Origin of the sequence: Micromonospora sp. NPDC048986 (genome assembly GCF_040649335.1) — a bacterium.
Taxonomy (GTDB): Bacteria; Actinomycetota; Actinomycetes; order Mycobacteriales; family Micromonosporaceae; genus Micromonospora; species Micromonospora alfalfae.
The window spans coordinates 1-19,381 of record NZ_JBEZFJ010000026.1 but is presented as its reverse complement, the minus strand read 5'-3'; the positions used below and the strand labels follow the sequence as shown (position 1 = coordinate 19,381).

The window sequence follows — 19,381 nt, the reverse complement described above, 5'->3', positions numbered from 1 at the left end:
GGTGGAGCGGGCCGGCGGGGGCTCAGGCGGGACCGAGCAGGTCCCAGAGGTTGCCGGCGACGTCGCGGAAGACGGCGACCCGGCCATACGGCTCGGTGCGCGGCGGTTTGACGAACTCGACGTTCATCTCGGCCATCCGGCGGTAGGTGGCGTCGAAGTCGTCGACGTGGAGGAAGAACCCGACGCGGCCGTGGGTCTGGTCGCCCACCGCGGTCTGCTGCCGTTCGCCGTCGGCGCGGGCCAGCAGCAGCCCGGTGCCGCCGCCGGGCGGGCGGACCACCACCCAGCGTTTCGGCCGCCCGTCGTTGGTCAGCGACGGGGTGTCCTCGGCCAGCTCGAAGCCGAGGACGTCGGTGAAGAAGGCAATGGCCGGGTCGTACTCGGTGACGACGACGGTGACGAGATCGATCTGCACCCGACCGAGGGTAGGCGACCTTCGGTCACCCGGCGGGCGGCCGGGTGTCAGACAGTGACGAGGGTGGACAGCCGGCGCTCGACCACCGGCAGCACGTCGGCCACGGTGACCGGGCGGCCCAGCTCGGCGGTGAGCGAGGTGACGCCCGCGTCCCGGATGCCGCACGGCACGATCCGGTCGAAGTACGTCAGGTCGCAGTCACAATTGATCGAGAAGCCGTGCAGGGTGACGCCCCGGGCCACCCGGATGCCGATGGCGGCGACCTTGCGGGCCGGCCCCCTGTCGTCCTCGGGAACCCACACCCCGCTGCGCCCCTCGACCCGGCCTGCGGTCAGCCCGAACTCGGCGCACACGTCGATGAGCAGCTCTTCGGTCCGGCGCACGTAGGCGACCACGTCCACCGGGTCGGGCAGGCGCAGGATCGGGTAGCCGACGAGCTGCCCCGGCCCATGCCAGGTGATCTTGCCGCCGCGGTCCACGTCGACGACCGGAGTGCCGTCCATCGGTCGATCCCACGGTTCGGTGCGCTTGCCCGCGGTGTAGACGCTCGGGTGCTCCAGCAGCAGCACTGTGTCGCCGCGTTCGCCAGCCACCACCGACTCGTGCAGGCGTCGCTGCTCGTCCCAGGCGGCCTGGTAGTCGAGCAGGCCGGCACGGACGGCCGTGAGGCCGGGGGTCGTCGTTGTCACGGCCCCAGCGTAATCCTGTTGCAGGCGATCTCCGCTGGTGAGCCGCCTCACGAGGACGTCGTCGTGCCGGTCGCGGCACCGCTCGGCGGCTCGTTGTCACTGCGGAGCAGGGACCGTCGCAGCGCGGTGGCGGCGGATGCGGCGAACGATGAGAGCGATCGCGAGCAGCGTCGGCACGCCCAGCGTCAGGTAGACCCACAGCGGGGCGGCGAACGGTGACGGCCGGGGCTCCGGCCCACCGAACGCGGCCCGGGTCAGCAGGTCGGCCGGCACCATCAGGTCGGTCGACCCGACCGGCGTGGTCACCAGCACCTCGCGACCCCCGTCGGGCGACAGCGCGGCGAGGAGGGCTTGCCGGTCCGTGTCCTGCTCCGTATCGCTGACATACCGCAGGATCGGGTCGTCCGCGCGCCAGCCGATGATCCCGCTGGCCGAGGTGCCGGCCGGCAGGGCCTGGCCGACCGCCTGACCGGTGGCCGTGTCCAGGAACTCGATTCGCCAGGTGCGCGCCGCCGCCTGCTCGGCCGTGCACCTGGGCCCGGCGCAGCCGTCGAAGGCGAGCAGCGCGAGCCGCCGGCCGTCGGGGTGCCAGGCGGCGGGGCCGGCTAGTGTCCGCCGGTCGCCCAGGTCGACCTGCCAGCGAGGACCGCCGCCGGCCGGGTCGACGACCACCAGTCGCTGGCGCTCGGCGAGCTGGGCAGGCACGTCCGGCGGGCCGGTGACCGCCACCAGGTCGCCGCCGGGTGACCAGGCCGCCTGGTTGTGGGCGGCGAAGGTGCCGGCCGCGACGACCTGCTCGGTGCCCTGGTACGGGTCGACGACGAGCAGATCGTCGGGCTTCTCCGGGTCGTTCAGCTGCTGGTTGTCCGGCCCGTAGCTGATCACCGAATCGTCGTTGCTGCGGGTGCCGAGCACGCGCCGCCCATCCGGCGACCAGGCGAAAGGGTGCAGCCCGGGTTTCACTGTGCGGCGCTGCCGGCCGGTGGTGAGGTCCAGCAACTCGCCGGACTGCGGCCGCAGGTAGTGCCGCCCGTCGGGGGAGAGCAGCCCGTGCCCCTCGGCGACGCCGATCGGGATGAGCCGGTAGGCGCCGTCCCGGGCGACCAGCACCCCTGTCGACTCGAAGTAGCGGGTGCGGTCGGTGAAGAACACCAACGCGGCCGGACCGGCCGGTCGTTGCCCCACGGTGGCCTGCCACAGCCACGGATCGCGCACCCGGCTCGGCACCACCCCGACAGTGCTGTCGGTGACAGTGCTCCCGCCGGCCGTGCTGTCGGCGACAGTGCTGTTCGCGGCGCTGGCGGTTGGCGCGCCGAGCGCGACGAGCCCCAGCGCGAGCCCGACCACGGCGGCATGCCGCAATCGCCCACCGGTCAATCGCATCGGCCCATTAGACGCGACGGCGGCCGGTCGTGCTGCCCCGGCCGGCCGCGTCGCGGGCTACCGACCGGCGGGCGGGATGCGCCACAGCCAGACGTCGTCGACCCGTTGCGGCTCGCCGAACAGGGCGGTGCCGGTACGCAGCAGCGCCTCCTCGTCAACCTCGAACTTCGCGCCGTGCACCTGGTCGGCGAGCACCACCGTCTCGATGCGCCAGTGCCGCAGATCCGACTGGACCTCCCGGATCGTGCCGTCGGTGACGATGGGCACCAAACCGGTACGACCGGCCTGGTCCATCAGGGCGCTCAGGGTGCGCGGCACCGGGCCTATCCGGCCCCGGCCGTCCGGCCCGCCGGGGCCGAGGAAGAAGCCGCCCGGGATGGCGAACTCGCCCTGCCGGTGCGACAACGCGTACGCCTGCCAGCGCTGGCCGTCCGGGTAGATGTCCACCGTCAGCGGCACCGGGGTCAGCACCCCGTCGGGTGAGACGTAGTCCCGCCACGTGCCGGAGGTGATGAAGTGCGGGATCGGCTCCCGCTCGTCGGTCAGCAGCGGGGTGGGCAGCAGCGGCACCAGGGCCACCGCGAAACCCAGCAGCCAGGCCAGTTCCGTGGAGCGGTGCCGGGGTGGTGCGGCGCGCAACTGGTCGACCGTGTACGCCAGCAGCAGCCCGATCACCGGCGCGACCACCAGCGCCAGCCGGGCGGGCAGCGCGGCGTTCACCACGGGCAGTTGGCCGAGCAGGTCGAACGGCATGGGGAGGTCGGTGCGTCGCCCGTCGACCTTGGCGACCGGGCCGAAGGAGAGCACCGAGAAGATCAGCGCGACGACGCCCAGCGCCCAGAGGGTGGCCCGGCGGTGCGGGTCGGCCCGCCGCCAGAGCACGACGAAGCAGACCACGCTGAGCACCAGCAGCGGGATGCCGAAGAACGAGTTCTCCTCGGTCGGGTTCGGTGCCAGCGAGGTGCCCAGCCCCGCCTCACCGGCCAGCGAGCGGCGCGGGAAGGCGGCGAACGCCGCGATGTCCTCGGAGTGGATCACCGGGTCGAAGCCGGTGCCGTGGAACCGTTGCGGCCCGGCGAAGTGCAACCACAAGGGGTACGACAGCAGCACACCGGCGACCACGGCGGTCACCCCGAGCCCGCGCAGGAAATTGGGCAGCGCGGTGCGGGCCTCGGCCCGGTTGGCCGGGTGCAGCGCCCAGATGGCGACGAACACTCCCAGCGCCAGCGCGGCGAAGAAGAGCCCTTCGGCGGCGATCGAGAAGGCCACCGCTACCAGCACGCCGAGGATCACCCCGCCCCGCAGCCAGTGCCCGGCGCGGCGTAGCGCGAACAGCCGCCAGATCAGCAGCGGCACCAGCCAACCGGCGGTCCAGTTCAGGTGCGCGTTGGCGTGCGACACCATGCCGGGGGAGTAGGCGATGAACAGCGCGCCGACCCCGGCGGCCAGCCGGCTGCGGACCAGGTGCCGGGAGAGCAACCAGTACCAGACCAGAGCGGTGGCGAGCAGGTTCAGGGTGAGGATCACCAGGAACGTCGCCGGTGGCCCGATCAGGTACGTGAGCGGGGCGAAGACCACCGCGTACACGGTGATCGTCGTGTTGACCGCGAGGTTCACACCGTCCGGCACGTTGATCAGGTAGGTGAAGAGCGGGTTCTCCCAGTGGGTGACCGCGTGCCCGCCGAAGGCCAGCAGCCATTCGAACAACGCCTGGTCGCTGGAGTTGACGGTGATGGTGCGGACGTTCGGGTCCCGCCACAGCCCACTGGTCACCCAGACGGCGAGCGCGAGCGCCACCAGCACGACGATCAGGTCGGCCCGGCGGTCCCGGACGGTGCGCGGCGGTGACACGGGTGCGGGCCCGGTGGCCAGCGACGGGGAGGACGGCACGCAGCGGACGTTACCAACCGGACCTGGACGGGCCGGTCAGACCTGCAAGGACGGGACCGTTGGGGACGGATTCGGTCCGCCACGTCGACTGTCTGACGTACACAGCGTCCGTCGTGAATGTGTGAGTGTGCCCCATGTCATAGCGGCGACACATCGTCGTAACGTCTCGGCAACTCGACCGTGACCCAGTTCACAGCCCGCCCCTCAGGAGGCCGCCGTGCGCCGCTCCTCGTCCACTCTCACCCGGCTGCTCGGTGCGGTCGCCGGGCTCGCCCTCGCCGTCGCGGGCGCGGTTGCCGTCGCCGCACCAGCCCAGGCCGCCACCCTCACCCAGGTCACCGGGTTCGGCTCCAACCCCGGCAACCTCGCCATGTACGCCTACCGCCCGGACGGCCTGCCGGCCAACTCCCCGGCGGTCGTCCTGCTGCACGGGTGTACGCAGAACGCCTCCGGCTACTTCGCCAACTCCGGCTGGCAGAAGTACGCCGACCAGTGGAAGTTCGCCCTGATCGTCGCCCAGCAGCCCACCGGCAACAACGCCAACTCCTGCTTCAACTTCTTCGAGGCGGGGGACACCGCCCGAGGTCAGGGTGAGGCACTGTCGATCAAGCAGATGGTCGACCACGCCAAGGCGAACTTCGGGGTGAACGGCTCCCGGGTCTACGTCAGCGGGCTCTCCGCGGGCGGGGCGATGAGCGCTGTCATGCTGGCCACCTACCCGGACGTCTTCGCCGCCGGATCGATCATCGCGGGGATTCCGTACCGCTGCGCCACCAGCATGGTCAACGCGTTCAGCTGCATGAACCCGGGTGCGGACAAGACCCCCGCGGCCTGGGGTGACCTGGTGCGGGGCGCGTACTCGGGCTACACCGGCCCGCGCCCCCGAGTGGCCATCTGGCACGGCACCTCGGACAGCACCGTCGCCCCGCTCAACGGCACCGAGTCCCGCGACCAGTGGACCAACGTGCGAGGCGTGTCGCAGACCCCGACCAGCACCTCGTCGCTGCCCGGCAACACCAGCCTGGAGGTGTACGGCAACGACGACGTTCGCCTTTACCGGATCTCCGGGATGGGCCACGGCACCCCGGTCGACCCGGGCTCGGCGGCCGAGCAGTGCGGCACCGCTGGCGCGTACTTCCTGGACACCATCTGCTCGACGTACCGTGACGCGCTCTTCTTCGGTCTGAACGGCGGCGGGACCAACCCGACCCCGACCCCGACGGTCACCCCCACGCCGACCCCGACGGCCACGCCGACCCCGACGGCCACGCCGACCCCGACGGCCACGCCGACCCCGACGGCCACCCCGACCACGCCGCCGACCTGCGTGACGGCCAGCAACTACGCGCACGTGGCAGCCGGTCGGGCGTACCAGTCCGGCGGCTACGCCTACGCCAACGGCTCCAACCAGCGCATGGGCCTCTACAACACCTTCTACACCAGCGCCCTCAAGCAAACCGCCCCCAACTACTGGGTGATCGGCTGCTGAGCCCCCCACCCGCCTGCCCCTGTTGATCAAGAGGTTTGCGTCGGATTCCGGCTTCCGGATGACGCAAACCTCTTGATCAACAGGGGCAGGCGGCGGGGCTCAGGTCAGGCGGGCCAGGACCGGCGCGAGCGGATCCAGCGCGTCGTCGCGGACCACGAACCGGGTCACCCCCCAGCGCCGTTCGTGCTCGGCGACCGCCGTGATGATCTCGCCCACCGTGCCGATCAGCACGAACGGGGTGGCCAGCAGCTCGGCGGCGGTCATGCCGTTGCGCCGGGCCTGTTCCGCGGCGGCAGCCTCGGCGTCGTCGGTGATCACCACCGTCTGCACCAGCGCCTCCAACGCCGGCGGGTCGGCTCGTCCGGCGGCGCCGGCGGCAACGCAGGCCAACTGTGCCTCGATCTGGTCGGCCCGCCAGCGCGCCTCATGCTGGTGGCCGTCGGCGAGGGTACGTCCGAACCCGGTCAGCCCGACCACGTCGGCGTGCCCGCCGGCCCAGCGCAACAGCATCGAGTTCGCCGTACCCATCGTCAGCGGGATCCGGTCCTGCACCGGCCGGGGTTCGCGCAGCACCGCCTCGCGCATCGTCAGCTCGGCCGAGTCGACGGTGACCGAGGCGCCGTCGAGCAGGGCACGGACCGCCTCGGCGACGGCCACGCAACGGCGGACCCGGCCGGCCACGTCGGGGCGTTCCCGGCCCACCGCACGCCACTCCGCCGGGGTGTGACCGGCGCCGACACCGAGCCGGGCCCGTCCGCCGGAGATCAGATCGAGGGTGGCCACGTCGGCCGCGAGCAGCATCGGTTCCCGTACGCCGAGGTTCGACACGTACGAGCCGAGCCCGATCGTCGAGGTGACCGGGGCTGCGGCGGCCAACGCCACGAACGGTGACGTCACGTCGCCGGGGTGGTCCGCGGCGAGCAGAGCGTCGAAGCCGGCGGTCTCGGCGCGACGGGCCAGCTCGGCCCAGCTCGCCGCGTCGGTCGGGGTGGCCTGGAGGGAGAAGGTCGCCATTGGTCCAGCATCGGCCCACGCCGGCCCACCGACGACCCGCTGACAGCCGATTCTGCCGAGGGCCGAACCACCGGGGTCAGGGAGTCAGGGCTGCGTGGAGGGCTTCGGGGAGGGTGGGGTGCTGGTAGGGGTAGACGGCCCTGGTGAGGACTCCGGGGAGGACTCTGGTGCTGGTGAGGGCCTCGTGGGAGAAGCCGCCGAGGACCACCTTGAGCGCCAACGCGGGGATCGGGATGATCGCCGGGCGGTGCAGTTGCCGGGCCAGCTCGCGGGTGAACTCGGCGTTGGTGACCGGGTTCGGCCCCACCACGTTCACCGGTCCGGCGATGTCGTCACGGTCGAGCAGGAAGCGGGTCGCGTCCAGCCAGTCGGCCATCGAGATCCACGGCAGCCACTGCCGGCCACTGCCCAGCCGGCCGGCGATGCCCAGCTTGAACGGCAGCAGTTGCGGCTTGAGCAACCCACCCTCGCTGTGCAGCGGCAGACCGGTACGCAGCCGGACCACGCGTACCCCGGCGTCCTCGGCCGGCCGGGTCGCGGCCTCCCACACCCGGCAGACGTCGGCCAGGAAGCCCTCGCCGGCCGGTGCGTCCTCCTCGACCGCCCGGTCGCCGGTGTTGCCGTACCAGCCGACGGCCGATGAGTTGAGCAGCACGCCGGGTCGGTCGGCGGCGGGGAGCCCGGCGATGGTGGTCGCCAGCGTGGTGGTGGTGTCCACCCGGCTGGTGCGGATCAACCGCCGGTAGTCGTCGTTCCAGCGTTTGTCGCCGACACCCGCGCCGGCCAGGTTGACCACGGCGTCGGTCTCGGCGACCACGGCCGGGTCGAGCTGCCCGGCGGCCGGGTCCCACCGCCGCTCCTGCGAGTCGCGCGGCGACCGACGGACCAACCGGGTGACCTCGTGCCCGTCGCGGACGAGCTGGTCGGCCAGTCGGGTGCCAAGGAAACCGGAAGCGCCGGCCAGAAGGATCCGCATACCCCCATCTTCGTCCAGAACGCCGCCGGTGGACGCACCCCCTCGCCGATCTTGCACTTTCTGTCGCCGTTACACCCCGACACATCCGTTTCGTCGGGACAGCAAGTGCAAGATCGGCGGGGTGGGCGTGGGGGTCAGGGGGTGCGCAGGTCGGCAAGCAGTCGCTCCACCTCGGCGTAGGACTCGGCACTCAACGGGCCCTGCTCCAGGGTGGCCAGGTTCTCGTCGGCCTGGGCCACAGTGCGCAGACCCGGGATCGGCACGGTACGGGGGCTACGCGCCAGCAGCCAGCCGAGCGCGCCCTGGGCGAGGGTGCGCCCGTCGGCGGTGAGCGCCGCGCGGACCTGGTCGACCCGGGCCGCCCACCGTGGCGTCGGCCGGCCGTCGGTGAACCATTCCAGCCACTCCGGTGCCCGTCCGCGCACATCATCCGCGCCGACCGCCCGGGTCGACCCGGTGAGCAGCCCCATCGCCAGCGGCCCACGGTTGAGGCTGGCCAGGTCGTGTTTGTCGCAGACCGCCAGCACCGCCGCGTTGTCGCGCAACACCGACTCGTCGTGCTGGACAGCGGCGCAGTGCGGGCCGGCAGCCGCGAACGCCTCCGCCGAGGCCGGGTCGTCGGTGCTCCAGCCGTACGCCCGGATCTTGCCCTGGTCGACCAGGGCCTCCATGGTGTCGACAAGATCGAGCGCGGCGGGCACCGGCAGTGCGTTGATGTGCAGTTGGTAGAGGTCGACGTGGTCGGTGCCGAGCCGGCGGAGCGAGTCTTCCAGGCTGCGCACCGCGAAGGCCGGGCTGGCGTCCGTGCCGAGCGCCCGCCGGGTGCCCTCCTCGCTGACGTTGCCGAACTTGGTGGCGATCACCACGCCGTCCCGCCGCCCGGCCAGTGCTTGACCGAGGATCCGCTCGCTGTGCCCGGCGCCGTAGTTGCTGGCGGTGTCGAACAGGGTCACCCCGAGGTCGAGCGCCCGGTGGATGGTGCGGATCGACTCGTCGTCGTCCACCTCACCCCAGCCGAACGGCTGCCCGTCGTCACCCCAGAGCGGGCCGCCGATGGCCCAGCATCCCATTCCGATCGCGCTCACCGTGATGCCGCTGCGTCCCAGCGTCCGTGTCGTCGTCATGGTCGACAGCCTCCAACCTGGAGCGCGCTCCAGGTCAAGCACTACCATCTCGCGACATGAGCGGTTACGCCCCCTCGGAGGCCGCCCGCCGCAGCGGCTTCAGCCTGGACACTCTGCGGTACTACGAGAAGATCGGCCTGCTTGCCGACGTTGAGCGCACTGCGGGCGGGCAGCGGGTCTTCACCGACGACGACCTCGGCTGGCTGGTGCTGTTCCGCTGCCTGCGCGACACCGGGATGCCGATCGCGCAGATGCGCCGCTACGCGCAACTGGCCCGCGACGGTGAGCACACCACAGCCGAGCGGCACGAGTTGCTGTGCCACCACGCAACGCGGGTCGAGGAGCAGATGCGCCTGCTCCAGCGCCAGTACGACCACCTCCGGGAGAAGATCAGCTTCTACGAGCGGCCACCCGGCACCGCGGCGGGGTCGGAGGCCGGCTAGCGGGAACCGGGCGCGGTCAGGCCGAGCAGTTCCTCTGTCGTTCCGCTTCGACCGGTCAGCGCGTTCAGGGCGGTGACCAGACGCTTCTCCTCGTAGCGGAAGTGCGACTCCAGCAGGGCGGCCAGCCCGCCCAGCTCGGCGCGCACCTGGGCGACCGGCACCGCCGCGTCGCCGCCCAGCAGTGCCTCGACCCGTTCCAGGATCCCCGCCACCACCTCGTGATCGGCGATCAGGTTGTCGATCACCGGCCGCAGCTCGGGGGCCTCCTCGGCCAGCAACCGGAACGCGCCCGCGTCCTCACCGCTGTGGTGTCGGCCGAGCGCGGCGCAGAAGGTCAGGCAGTGCGCCCGCAGGTCCCGGGACGGGGTGTCGAGGCTTGCCTGCAGTCGGGCCAGTTCCGCACTGAGCCAGAGGTGGATCTCGATCATCTGATTGCCGACGGCGGCGAGCCGGCCGGCCGGTGAACCTGTTGGGTGCACGTTTCGTCCCATGCTGTCCCCGCGCCTCCATGCCCACGGCGGCCTTCGGGCCGGGTGCACTGCGACGCTGCGACGAAGCCTATCCCGAGGGCGTCACGGCGTGGTCGGCTCGTCGGTCTCCCGGACGTCGTGCCAGCGCGCCCGCCATTCGGCCTCGTGGGCCTCGTGGGTGGTCCGCTCCTGGAAGACAGCGGCCCGCAACGCGTGCCGGGACTGCGCCATCACCATCACCTCCACGGCCACCAGCGCCACGCAGATCACTGTCGCCAGGGTGAGCGCGCCCAGCGCCGGCAGGTGCTGGCCGACCGGGAGGGCCGCGGTGAGCGCCACTATGACGCCGACGCGGGTCCAGGTGACGGTGTGCAGGGTGCGCAACTGGAAGAGCAGGTTGACGGCGAAATAGCAGATCAGGCCGCCGAAGAGCATCGGCACCGCCGGCCCCTCGACCTTCTCGGCGATCCCGCCGGCCGGATCGGTGATCTTGTGGAGGACCTCCTCGTTGCCGATCGAGAAGAGGATCACCCCGGCGATCATCGGCAGGTAGAGATACGCGTACGCGTCGCGGGCCATCGCCACCCGGGGGGAGCCCTCCGCCGCGTGCAGGGCGATCCGGGCGGCCGGCCCGATGAAGTCGAAGTGCGCCCACCAGAGCGCCGCGGTGACCACGATGCCGAGCGCGGCGGCGGCCACCGCCGGCCAGGTGACCGGCTTGCCGAGCAGGTTTCCGCCCACCCCCGTCGAGATGATCGACTCGCCCAGCGCGATGATCAGGATGAGGGCGTAACGCTCCGTCCAGTGCTCGGCGCTGGTCACCCCCCAGCCCCAGGTACCGACGATGAAGCCGGTGGCGTACTGCACCACCACCACGGTGATCCACAGGCCGTCGCGGACCATGGCGGCCTGATCGGGGTCGGCGATCTGCGGCGGGATGAGAGCGGCGGCCAGCAGCAGCACGATGCTCACCGCCAGTTCCGGGGCGAACCGCCGCAGTTGCCTGCGCTCCTGCGGGCTGTCCCGCACCACGTGCTGATAGAGGATCCAGTGGATGCCACGGACCACGACGTAGCTGATCGCCACCAGCATCGGGCCGGCGGCGCTCCCCTTCGGGTCGGTGAACGCCTGTGGCAGTGCCAGTGCGAACGCGAACAGGGCGACCATCGCGATCACCATGAGCACCGGCACGTAGCCCTCGCCGAGCCGGACCCGGGTGGCGACCAGGCTGTGCACCACCCAGATCCACCAGAGCACGGCGAGCACCAGGCCGGCGTGCAGCAGTTGCCGGCTGGTGATGTTCGCGGCGGTGGCGCGGGTGATGATGAAGAACGAGAAGACGAAGACCAGATCGAAGAAGACCTCGAACTTGTCCACCCGCGCGCCGGGGGCGATCGGGACGGCCGGTCCCAGCTGTCCACCCCGCCGGTAGCCGCCCACGATCCCACTCTGGCAGCGTTGGGGCTGGTCGGAGGCCGAACGGCGATGGCGATGGAGTCCGGCGTTACCTCCGGCCCGGGTCGGGAAAACACCGGGGCCGCGGCCTCCCGCAGCGGGCCGGCAGGTCCGCCCCACCCCGGACAAGGATGGACAATGACCACCAATAACCCGATCACCACTTCGTTCGCCCATCACTCCACCGCAATGGACGTGATCCGGGGCGTGGACCTCGTCCGGCGGCGGGCGGTCGTCACCGGCGGGTCCTCCGGGATCGGCGTGGAGACCGCCCGCGCCCTGGCCAGCGCCGGCGCGGAGGTCACATTGGCCGTCCGCAACCCCGACGCGGGTCAGCAGGCCGCCAACGACATCACCGGCACCACCGGCAACGACCGCGTCCTGGTCGCCCCGCTCGACCTCGCCGACCAGGGATCGGTCGCCGACTTCGTGGCCAACTGGGACGGCCCGTTGCACATCCTGGTCAACAACGCCGGCATCATGGCCGCACCCCTGTCGCGCACCCCGCAGGGCTGGGAGATGCAGTTCGCCACCAACCACCTGGGGCACTTCGCACTCGCCACCGGTCTGCGCCCGGCACTCGCGGCCGGCGACGGCGCCAGGATCGTCTCGGTCAGCTCCGCCGCGCACCTGCGCTCACCGGTGGTCTTCGAGGACATCCAGTACGACAAGCGGGAGTACGAGCCGTGGCAGGCGTACGGGCAGTCCAAGACGGCGAACGTCCTGTTCGCCGTCGAGGCGACCCGCCGTTGGGCCGACGACGGCATCTTCACCAACTCGCTGATGCCCGGCGCGATCCAGACCAACCTCCAGCGCTACGTCAGCGAGGAGGAGCTGAACCGGATGCGCGCCGGTAACGCGGCGGCCTGGAAGACAGTCGAACAGGGTGCCGCCACCTCCGTGCTGGTCGCCGCCTCGCCGCTGCTCGACGGCGTGGGCGGGCGCTACTTCGAGGACTGCCAGCAGGCCGCCCCGGCCCGGCCCGGCGGGCGGACGGGTGTCGCCGACTACGCGCTGGATCCGGAGGCCGCCGAGCGGCTCTGGCAGGTCTCGACGGATCTGCTCAAGGGCTGAGCGGCACAGACGAAGGGGCGCCCCGGTCGATGACCGGGGCGCCCCTTTCGGCGTTACGGCGGATCAGGCCAGGCCCAGCTCCGCCTCGAAGTTGCCGCCCTCCAGCCGCTCCTTGACAGCAGTCAGGAAGCGCGCCGCGTCGGCGCCGTCGATCAGCCGGTGGTCGTAGGACATGGCCAGGTAGACCATCGACCGGACCGCGATGACCTCGCCCAGCTCCGGGTCGTTGACCACGACCGGACGCTTCACCACGGCACCCGTGCCGAGCATCGCCGACTGCGGCGACGGCACGATCGGGGTGTCGAAGAGCGCGCCCCGGCTGCCCGTGTTGGTCAGCGTGAAGGTCGCCCCGGCCATCTCGTCCGGGGTGATCTTGTTGGCCCGGGTGCGCTCCGCCAGGTCGGCGATCCGCTTGGCGATGCCGCCCATGTTGAGGTCACCGGCGTTGTGGATGACCGGCACGAGCAGCCCGCGCTCGGTGTCCACGGCGATGCCGAGGTGCTCGGCGGCCGGGTAGGTGATCGTGCCGCCGTCCAGGTCCATGCTGGCCTGGATGATCGGGTGGGTCTGCAACGCCTCGACGGCGGCGAGGGCGAAGAACGGCAGGAAGGACAGCTTCACGCCGTGCTTGGCCTGGAACGAGTCCTTCGCCTGGACCCGCAGCTTGGCGACCTTGGTGACGTCGACCTCGACGACGGTGGTCAGCTGGGCCGTCTCGTGCAGCGACTGCTGCATCCGCTTGGCGATCGTCGCCCGGATCCGCGGCAGCTTCTCCGTGGTGCCCCGCTTGGTGCTCGGCTGCGGCTTCGCGGCCGGCTTGGCCGCGGGTGCGGCGGCGGGAGCGGCCGCCGGAGCCGGAGCGGCCTTGGCGGCCTTCGCCTTCTCGGCGGCCTCCAGCACGTCCTGCTTACGGATCCGACCACCCACGCCGGTGCCGTTGAGCGCGGCCAGGTCGACGCCGTGCTCACCGGCCAGCTTGCGCACCAGCGGCGTGACGTACCCGGCGGCCTCCTCGCCGGCACCAGGTGCCGGGGCGGACGGACGCGGCGGCGTCGAGGTCGACGCGGCCGGCTGCGCGGCCTGCTCGGTCTTCGCCGGCTGCGCCGAGCTCTCGGTCTCCGCGGCGGGCTCGTTGTACGACATGCCGGGGGTCGGCTCCTCGACCTTCGGCGCCGGCTTCGGCTCGGCCTTCGGCGCCGGCTTGGCCTCCGCCTTCGGCTCGGGCTTCGGCTCGGGCTGCGCCGGGGCGGAGGCCCCGCCGGCAACGCCGATGATCGCCAGGTCGGCGCCGACCGCGGCGGTCTCGTCCTCGGCGACCTTGATCTCCAGCACCGTGCCGGCGACCGGCGACGGGATCTCGGTGTCCACCTTGTCGGTGGAGACCTCCAGCAGCGGCTCGTCGACCTCGATGGTCTCGCCGACCTGCTTCAGCCAGCGGGTGACAGTACCCTCGGTGACGCTCTCGCCCAGGGCGGGCATCTTCACCGCGGTGCCCTCGCCCGACGAGGCGGCGGCCGGAGCCGGCGCCTCGGCCGGAGCCTCGTCCTGGGCCACCTCGTCGGCGGTGCCCTCGGCGGCGGCCGTCGGCTCGGCATCCGGCTCGACCGACTCGGCCGGGGCCTGCTCCTGCCCGGCGGCCTCGCCACCGCCGGTCGACTCGCCCTCACCGGCGATGACGGCCAGCTCGCTGCCGACCTCGGCGGTCTCGTCCTCGCCGACCACGATCCGGCTCAGCACGCCGGCAGCGGGTGACGGGATCTCGGTGTCGACCTTGTCGGTGGAGACCTCGAGCAGGGGCTCGTCGACCTCGACCGTGTCGCCCTCCTGCTTGAGCCAGCGAGTGACGGTGCCCTCGGTGACGCTCTCGCCGAGCCGGGGCATGGTGACCGATACCGGCATTTTCTGAGACTCCTTCATTCCCCTGGTGGGATCTTCGCCCGTCGCCGGACGCCGCGGTTGTGGATGATCAGGCGTGCGAGTGCAGCGGCTTGCCGGCGAGGGCCAGGTGCGCCTCGCCCAGGGCCTCGTTCTGGGTCGGGTGGGCGTGCACGAGCTGGGCGACCTCCGCCGGGTAGGCCTCCCAGTTGTAGATGAGCTGCGCCTCACCGATCAGCTCACCCACCCGGGCGCCGATCATGTGTACGCCGACCACCGGGCCGTCCTCGACCCGGACCAGCTTCACGAAGCCGGTGGTCTTGAGGATCTGGCTCTTTCCGTTGCCACCCAGGTTGTAGTTGTACGTCTTGACCTTGTCGGCGCCGTACTGCTCCTTGGCCCTGGCCTCGGTGAGGCCCACCGACGCCAGCTCCGGGTCGCAGTAGGTGACGCGCGGGATGCCGACCTCGTCGATCACGGCGGGGGTCTGCCCGGCGATCTCCTCGGCGACGAAGATGCCCTGCTGGAAGCCCCGGTGTGCGAGCTGGAGGCCGGGCACGATGTCGCCGACCGCGTAGACGTTCGGCACGCTGGTGCGAAGCCGCTCGTCGGTCAGCACGTAGCCGCGGTCCATCTTGACGCCCTGCTCCTCGTACCCGAGGTTGGCGGTGTTCGGGCCGCGGCCCACGGCGACCAGCAGCAGCTCCGCCTCGACGGTCTCGCCACCCTGGATGGTCAGCTTGACGCCACTCTCGGTCTTCTCGACCTTCTCGAACGGCTTGCCGACCTTAAAGTTGATCTTCCGCTTGCGGAACGCCCGCTCCAGCGCCTTGGACGACTCCTCGTCCTCGGCGGCGACCAGCCGGGGCAGCGCCTCGACGATCGTCACGTCCACACCGAAGGACTTCCACACGCTGGCGAACTCGACGCCGATCACGCCGCCACCGAGCACGATCACCGACGACGGCACCCGGTCCATCGTGAGGGCGTGGTCGCTGGTGATGATCCGCTCGCCGTCGACCTCCAGGCCGGGCAGGCTCTTCGCGTACGAGCCGGAGGCCAGGACGATGTTGCGGCCGGTGTAACGCTTGCCGTCCACCTCGACCACGTTCTTGCCGACCAGCTTGCCGGCGCCCTCGACGATCGTGATGGCCTTGTTGCCCTTCAACATGCCCTGCAGGCCCTTGTACAGGCGGGCGATCACGCCGTCCTTGTACGAGTTGACCCCGGCCATGTCGATGCCGATCAGCTCGGCCTTCACGCCGAACTGCTCCGACTCGCGGGCCTGGTCGGCGATCTCGGCGGCGTGCAGCAGGGCCTTCGTCGGAATGCAGCCGTTGTGCAGGCAGGTGCCGCCGAGTTTGCCCTTCTCGACCAGCGCGACCTTCAGGCCCAGCTGGACGGCGCGCAGCGCGGTCGCGTAGCCGCCGCTGCCACCTCCGAGAATGACAATGTCGAAGGTCGCTTCGTTCGGCTCGCTCACGTCCAACTCCCAGGTCGCGTCGCTGCATCGGGGGTCACAGAGGTGTAACACGGACACACCCCACCTCGGTCATCTTGTCACCACTGGGCACAGGGTGCGTACCGAGGTGCCCAACGACACGTCATCGACACGTACCCTTGGCACCGTTGTCGATGACGCACGGTGGGGGAGAGATCCGGTGGGCTTGTTCCGGCGCCGCAAACAGACGGCTGTGCCGAGCCATGACCGTGCTGCCAGTCGCGGCGATCTGGACCATTTGGAGAACTTCATCCGGAGTCGGCGCGGCGTCGAGGCGTTCATCGAACCCCGTACGACGGTGACGGAGACCACCGTCATCCTGATCGCCGACGACGGGGAGTGGACCCGTCGGCGCATCGACGGCCCGGACGGAGCCCGGCGCTTCGCGTACCGGATGGGCATCCCGGTGTACGACGTCCGGCTGATGGGCTACCCGCAGCGGATGCGCGACTTCAACGAACGGCGCAAACGTCGCCCCGAGCGGTAGTGGGCAAACGCGGAAGGGGCCCCCTTGAGCAGGGGCCCCTTCCGACTGTCCGGTCAGCCGTTGGCGGCGACATCCTCGACGAGCTGCACCAGGGTGCGGACCGGAACGCCGGTGCCGCCCTTGGTCCAGTAGCCGGTCGGCTCGCCCGAGTGGTAGCCCGGCCCGGCGATGTCGATGTGCGCCCATGCCACGTCGTCGGCCACGAACTCGCGCAGGAACACGCCGCCCTGCAGCATGTGACCGGCCCGGTCCATCCCGGCATTGACCTGCGAGATGTCCGCCACATCCGACTCCATGCCCTTACGGACGTCGTCGGGCAGCGGCATCGGCCAGGCCGGCTCGCCGACCGAGTCGCCGACCACCTGGACGCGGTTGCACAGCTCGGGGGTGCCCATCACGCCGGCGACCCGCTTGCCGAGCGCGATCACCTGACCCCCGGTCAGGGTGGAGGTCTCGAACAGGTAGTCGGTGCCGTCCGCGCAGGCGCGGGCGATGGCGTCGCCCAGGATCATCCGGCCCTCGGCGTCGGTGTTGAGCACCTCGACCCGCTTGCCGTTGAACATGGTGATCACGTCACCCGGCCGGTAGCTGGTGCCCGACGGCATGTTCTCCGCCATCGGCAGGTACGCGCTGACAGCCACCGTCGGCTTCAGCGCGGCGATCGCCAGCATGGCCGCGCCCACCGCAGCGGCGCCCGCCATGTCGGACTTCATCTCCCACATGCCCTGCGCCGGCTTGATCGAGATGCCGCCGGTGTCGAAGGTGATGCCCTTGCCGACCAGCGCGACCCGCTTGCCGTTGCCGCCACCCTGTGGGGTGTAGGTCAGCTTCACCAGCCGCGGCGGGGCCTCGGAGCCCTGCCCGACCGCGACGATGCCGCCGTACCCGCCGGCGGCCAGCGCCGCCTCGTCGAGCACCTCGACGCCGAGGCCCGCCTCGCGCGCCGCGGTGGCGACCGCGTCGGCGAACGACGGCGGACGCAGCTCGTTCGGCGCGGTGTTCACCCAGTCCCGGCTGAGCCGGACCGCGCCCGCCACCGCCTGCGCCCGGGCGACCTCCGCCTGGGCGCCCGCGTCGCCGGCGTCCGGCACCGCGATGAGCACCTCGGCCACCGGCTCGCGCCGGGTCGGCTGGGGTCGGGTCTTGTAGCCGGCGAACCGGTACCCACCCAGCAGCGCGCCCTCGGCGATCGCGCGCAGCTCAGCCGACGCGTCCGCGTCGTCGGGCAGCGGCAGCGCCAGCGCGACAGTGGGTGCGCCCGCCAGGGCCCGGATCGCCGCACCGGCGGCCCGGCGCAGCGTCTCCGGGGCCGGGGCGGCACCCGACGGCTCCGGGCCGAGCCCGACCGCGGTGACCAGCGGTGCCGTCACGGTGCCCAGCGTGGCCAGCTTGATGACCTCACCCGGCCCGCCGGTCGCGCCGAGCAGCGCGAGCGTCTCGGTCAGCTTGCCGTCGAACGCGGCCGCGATGCTCTCCGCGCCGCTGGCGAGCAGCAGGGTGCCGGCGAGGCCGCTGGTGGCGCCCTGCTCTCCGGTCTGGCTGTGCACGCCGATCACGATCGCGTCGACGGCGAGCTCGGCCGGGTCGGTGTCGACCAGGCTCAGGTTGGTGGTGCGGGGTGAAGTCACTGAAGCTACTCCGGGCGGGCCGGGCCGGTCGCGGCGTCGCGTACCAGCGGTGAAGGTCTCCGGCGGAACCTACCCGCCGGACGTCATGGCTGTCCCGCCGACAGCGCCAGCGGGCTCCCGCCGATGCTAACCAGCGACGTTGCCCCCGGTAAGTTGCCACCCATGACCGACGTGACCTCCGCCGCCGCCGCGACCCGGCTGCGCCGTTCCCCGCTGCACGAGCGGCACACCGCCGCCGGAGCCAAGTTCGCCCCCTTCGGGGGCTGGGAGATGCCCCTGGAGTACGCCGGCGGCGGAGTGCTCAAGGAGCACACCGCGGTGCGTACGGCGGTCGGGGTCTTCGACGTGTCACACCTGGGCAAGGCCCGGGTGAGCGGCCCCGGCGCGGCCGACTTCGTCAACTCCTGCCTCAGCAACGACCTGGGCCGCATCGGCCCGGGCCGGGCGCAGTACACGCTCTGCTGCGACGACGCCACCGGCGGTGTGGTGGACGACATCATCGCCTACCTGTACGCCGACGACCACGTCTTCCTCATCCCGAACGCGGCGAACACCGCCGAGGTGGTGCGCCGGTTGCGCGCCGCCGCTCCCGCGCAGGTGACGGTCACCGACGAGCACGAGGCGTACGCGGTGCTGGCCGTGCAGGGCCCCCGCTCGGCCGAGTTGCTGGCCGCCCTGGACCTGCCCACCGAGCACGGCTACATGAGTTTCTCCGCCGCGAGCCTCGACGGGGTGGAGCTGACGGTCTGTCGTACCGGCTACACGGGTGAGCTGGGCTACGAGCTGGTGGTGCCGGCGGAGCACGCGGTCGTCGTGTGGGATGCGCTGTTCGCCTCCGGCGCGGCGTTCGAGCTGCGCGCCTGCGGGCTGGCCGCCCGGGACACACTGCGGACCGAGATGGGTTACCCGTTGCACGGGCAGGACCTCTCCCTGGACATCAGCCCGGTGCAGGCCCGCTCCGGCTGGGCGGTCGGCTGGGACAAGCCGGCCTTCTGGGGCCGCGACGCGCTGCTCGCCGAGAAGGCCGCCGGCCCCCGGCGTACGCTGCGCGGCCTGGTGGCAGTCGACCGGGCCATCCCGCGTCCCGGCATGACCCTGCACGTGGGGGACACCCAGGTCGGCACCGTGACCAGCGGCACCTTCAGCCCGACGAGGAAGCAGGGCATCGCCCTGGCCCTGCTGGACACCGACGCCAACCTGACCGACGGCGACGAGGTCGAGATCGACATCCGCGGCCGCCGAGCCCCCCTGACCCTCACCAAACCCCCCTTCGTAACCCCCTCAGTGAAGTAACCACCCCACCCACCCCACCCCACCCCCACCCCCCCACGCCCTGGTTGATCATGAAGTTATTGCCACGACACGCCGACGGCGGTGGCAATAACTTCATGATCAACGCGGGTGCCGCCTGCTCGCCGGGCACCTACGGGCGCATCTCGCGCAGTCGGTCCGGGTCGCCACCGCTGAG

General features: G+C 71.7%; 17 protein-coding genes. 5 read left to right on the top strand and 12 right to left on the bottom strand.

The genetic code is table 11. The features are described 5' to 3' along the window. Positions 1-22: 22 nt before the first annotated feature. The 4 genes from AB0B94_RS32910 to AB0B94_RS32895 all read right to left on the bottom strand — a co-directional run bounded on the left by AB0B94_RS32910 (position 23) and on the right by AB0B94_RS32895 (position 4,377). Entirely contained in the window at positions 23-415 is a 393-nt protein-coding gene (locus AB0B94_RS32910; RefSeq protein WP_357289796.1) for a VOC family protein, read from the bottom strand. A 47-nt stretch (positions 416-462) separates the two neighbouring features. Next, complete coding sequence (lipB, locus tag AB0B94_RS32905) at positions 463-1,104, bottom strand: lipoyl(octanoyl) transferase LipB (protein ID WP_238667475.1); 642 nt, start codon at positions 1,102-1,104, stop codon at positions 463-465. Between the two features lie 96 nt (positions 1,105-1,200). Beyond that, positions 1,201-2,487 (bottom strand): hypothetical protein, encoded by a 1,287-nt coding sequence (locus AB0B94_RS32900; RefSeq protein ID WP_357289794.1) that lies wholly within the window; start codon positions 2,485-2,487, stop codon positions 1,201-1,203. A 57-nt stretch (positions 2,488-2,544) separates the two neighbouring features. Continuing rightward, positions 2,545-4,377, bottom strand: coding sequence for a DUF2079 domain-containing protein (locus AB0B94_RS32895; protein WP_357289792.1), 1,833 nt, complete (start codon positions 4,375-4,377; stop codon positions 2,545-2,547). A gap of 217 nt (positions 4,378-4,594) precedes the next feature. Here AB0B94_RS32895 and AB0B94_RS32890 point away from each other — a divergent pair, with 217 nt between their 5' ends. Next, the gene (locus tag AB0B94_RS32890; RefSeq protein ID WP_357289790.1) at positions 4,595-5,866 is read left to right on the top strand and encodes a PHB depolymerase family esterase; all 1,272 of its coding nucleotides are present in this window, start codon (positions 4,595-4,597) and stop codon (positions 5,864-5,866) included. Between the two features lie 99 nt (positions 5,867-5,965). Here AB0B94_RS32890 and AB0B94_RS32885 read toward each other — a convergent pair whose 3' ends face one another. From AB0B94_RS32885 to AB0B94_RS32875, 3 genes are all read right to left on the bottom strand, one after another. Then, positions 5,966-6,880, bottom strand: a complete 915-nt coding sequence (locus AB0B94_RS32885; RefSeq protein WP_357289788.1) for an LLM class flavin-dependent oxidoreductase — start codon at positions 6,878-6,880, stop codon at positions 5,966-5,968. A gap of 76 nt (positions 6,881-6,956) precedes the next feature. Next, on the bottom strand, positions 6,957-7,856 hold the full coding sequence (locus tag AB0B94_RS32880; RefSeq protein WP_357289786.1) for a TIGR01777 family oxidoreductase: 900 nt from the start codon (positions 7,854-7,856) through the stop codon (positions 6,957-6,959). 134 nt (positions 7,857-7,990) lie between these two features. Further along, complete coding sequence (locus AB0B94_RS32875; RefSeq protein WP_357289784.1) at positions 7,991-8,980, bottom strand: aldo/keto reductase; 990 nt, start codon at positions 8,978-8,980, stop codon at positions 7,991-7,993. A 56-nt stretch (positions 8,981-9,036) separates the two neighbouring features. Between AB0B94_RS32875 and AB0B94_RS32870 the strand changes: the two genes are divergently transcribed. Next, on the top strand, positions 9,037-9,423 hold the full coding sequence (locus tag AB0B94_RS32870; protein ID WP_357289782.1) for a MerR family transcriptional regulator: 387 nt from the start codon (positions 9,037-9,039) through the stop codon (positions 9,421-9,423). Here the strand turns inward: AB0B94_RS32870 and AB0B94_RS32865 are convergent. Both AB0B94_RS32865 and AB0B94_RS32860 read right to left on the bottom strand, forming a co-directional pair. Beyond that, on the bottom strand, positions 9,420-9,902 hold the full coding sequence (locus tag AB0B94_RS32865; protein ID WP_357289780.1) for a hemerythrin domain-containing protein: 483 nt from the start codon (positions 9,900-9,902) through the stop codon (positions 9,420-9,422). The genes AB0B94_RS32870 and AB0B94_RS32865 overlap by 4 nt on opposite strands. A gap of 93 nt (positions 9,903-9,995) precedes the next feature. After that, entirely contained in the window at positions 9,996-11,333 is a 1,338-nt protein-coding gene (locus AB0B94_RS32860) for a low temperature requirement protein A (RefSeq protein ID WP_357289778.1), read from the bottom strand. Positions 11,334-11,486: 153 nt separating this feature from the next. Here AB0B94_RS32860 and AB0B94_RS32855 point away from each other — a divergent pair, with 153 nt between their 5' ends. Continuing rightward, positions 11,487-12,422 carry an SDR family NAD(P)-dependent oxidoreductase gene (locus AB0B94_RS32855; protein ID WP_357289775.1) on the top strand — a complete coding sequence of 312 codons (936 nt, stop codon included), beginning with the start codon at positions 11,487-11,489 and terminating at the stop codon, positions 12,420-12,422. 63 nt (positions 12,423-12,485) lie between these two features. Here AB0B94_RS32855 and sucB read toward each other — a convergent pair whose 3' ends face one another. Next, on the bottom strand, positions 12,486-14,321 hold the full coding sequence (gene sucB / locus AB0B94_RS32850) for a 2-oxoglutarate dehydrogenase, E2 component, dihydrolipoamide succinyltransferase (RefSeq protein WP_357289773.1): 1,836 nt from the start codon (positions 14,319-14,321) through the stop codon (positions 12,486-12,488). Between the two features lie 67 nt (positions 14,322-14,388). Then, entirely contained in the window at positions 14,389-15,780 is a 1,392-nt protein-coding gene (gene lpdA / locus AB0B94_RS32845) for a dihydrolipoyl dehydrogenase (protein WP_357289771.1), read from the bottom strand. Positions 15,781-15,958: 178 nt separating this feature from the next. Here lpdA and AB0B94_RS32840 point away from each other — a divergent pair, with 178 nt between their 5' ends. After that, on the top strand, positions 15,959-16,285 hold the full coding sequence (locus AB0B94_RS32840; RefSeq protein ID WP_357289769.1) for a hypothetical protein: 327 nt from the start codon (positions 15,959-15,961) through the stop codon (positions 16,283-16,285). A 53-nt stretch (positions 16,286-16,338) separates the two neighbouring features. Here AB0B94_RS32840 and AB0B94_RS32835 read toward each other — a convergent pair whose 3' ends face one another. Next, entirely contained in the window at positions 16,339-17,913 is a 1,575-nt protein-coding gene (locus AB0B94_RS32835) for a leucyl aminopeptidase (RefSeq protein WP_357289767.1), read from the bottom strand. Between the two features lie 162 nt (positions 17,914-18,075). Between AB0B94_RS32835 and gcvT the strand changes: the two genes are divergently transcribed. Further along, positions 18,076-19,206 carry a glycine cleavage system aminomethyltransferase GcvT gene (gene gcvT, locus AB0B94_RS32830; RefSeq protein ID WP_357289765.1) on the top strand — a complete coding sequence of 377 codons (1,131 nt, stop codon included), beginning with the start codon at positions 18,076-18,078 and terminating at the stop codon, positions 19,204-19,206. Positions 19,207-19,381: the final 175 nt, after the last annotated feature.

Excerpts from the sequence above, each read along its gene's own strand:
- sucB (WP_357289773.1), bottom strand. The coding sequence starts at position 14,321 with ATGCCGGTATCGGTCACCATGCCCCGGCTCGGCGAGAGCGTCACCGAG.
- AB0B94_RS32880 (WP_357289786.1), bottom strand. The coding sequence starts at position 7,856 with ATGCGGATCCTTCTGGCCGGCGCTTCCGGTTTCCTTGGCACCCGACTG.
- AB0B94_RS32870 (WP_357289782.1), top strand. The coding sequence starts at position 9,037 with ATGAGCGGTTACGCCCCCTCGGAGGCCGCCCGCCGCAGCGGCTTCAGC.
- AB0B94_RS32875 (WP_357289784.1), bottom strand. The coding sequence starts at position 8,980 with ATGACGACGACACGGACGCTGGGACGCAGCGGCATCACGGTGAGCGCG.
- AB0B94_RS32855 (WP_357289775.1), top strand. The coding sequence starts at position 11,487 with ATGACCACCAATAACCCGATCACCACTTCGTTCGCCCATCACTCCACC.
- AB0B94_RS32900 (WP_357289794.1), bottom strand. The coding sequence starts at position 2,487 with ATGCGATTGACCGGTGGGCGATTGCGGCATGCCGCCGTGGTCGGGCTC.
- gcvT (WP_357289765.1), top strand. The coding sequence starts at position 18,076 with ATGACCGACGTGACCTCCGCCGCCGCCGCGACCCGGCTGCGCCGTTCC.
- AB0B94_RS32885 (WP_357289788.1), bottom strand. The coding sequence starts at position 6,880 with ATGGCGACCTTCTCCCTCCAGGCCACCCCGACCGACGCGGCGAGCTGG.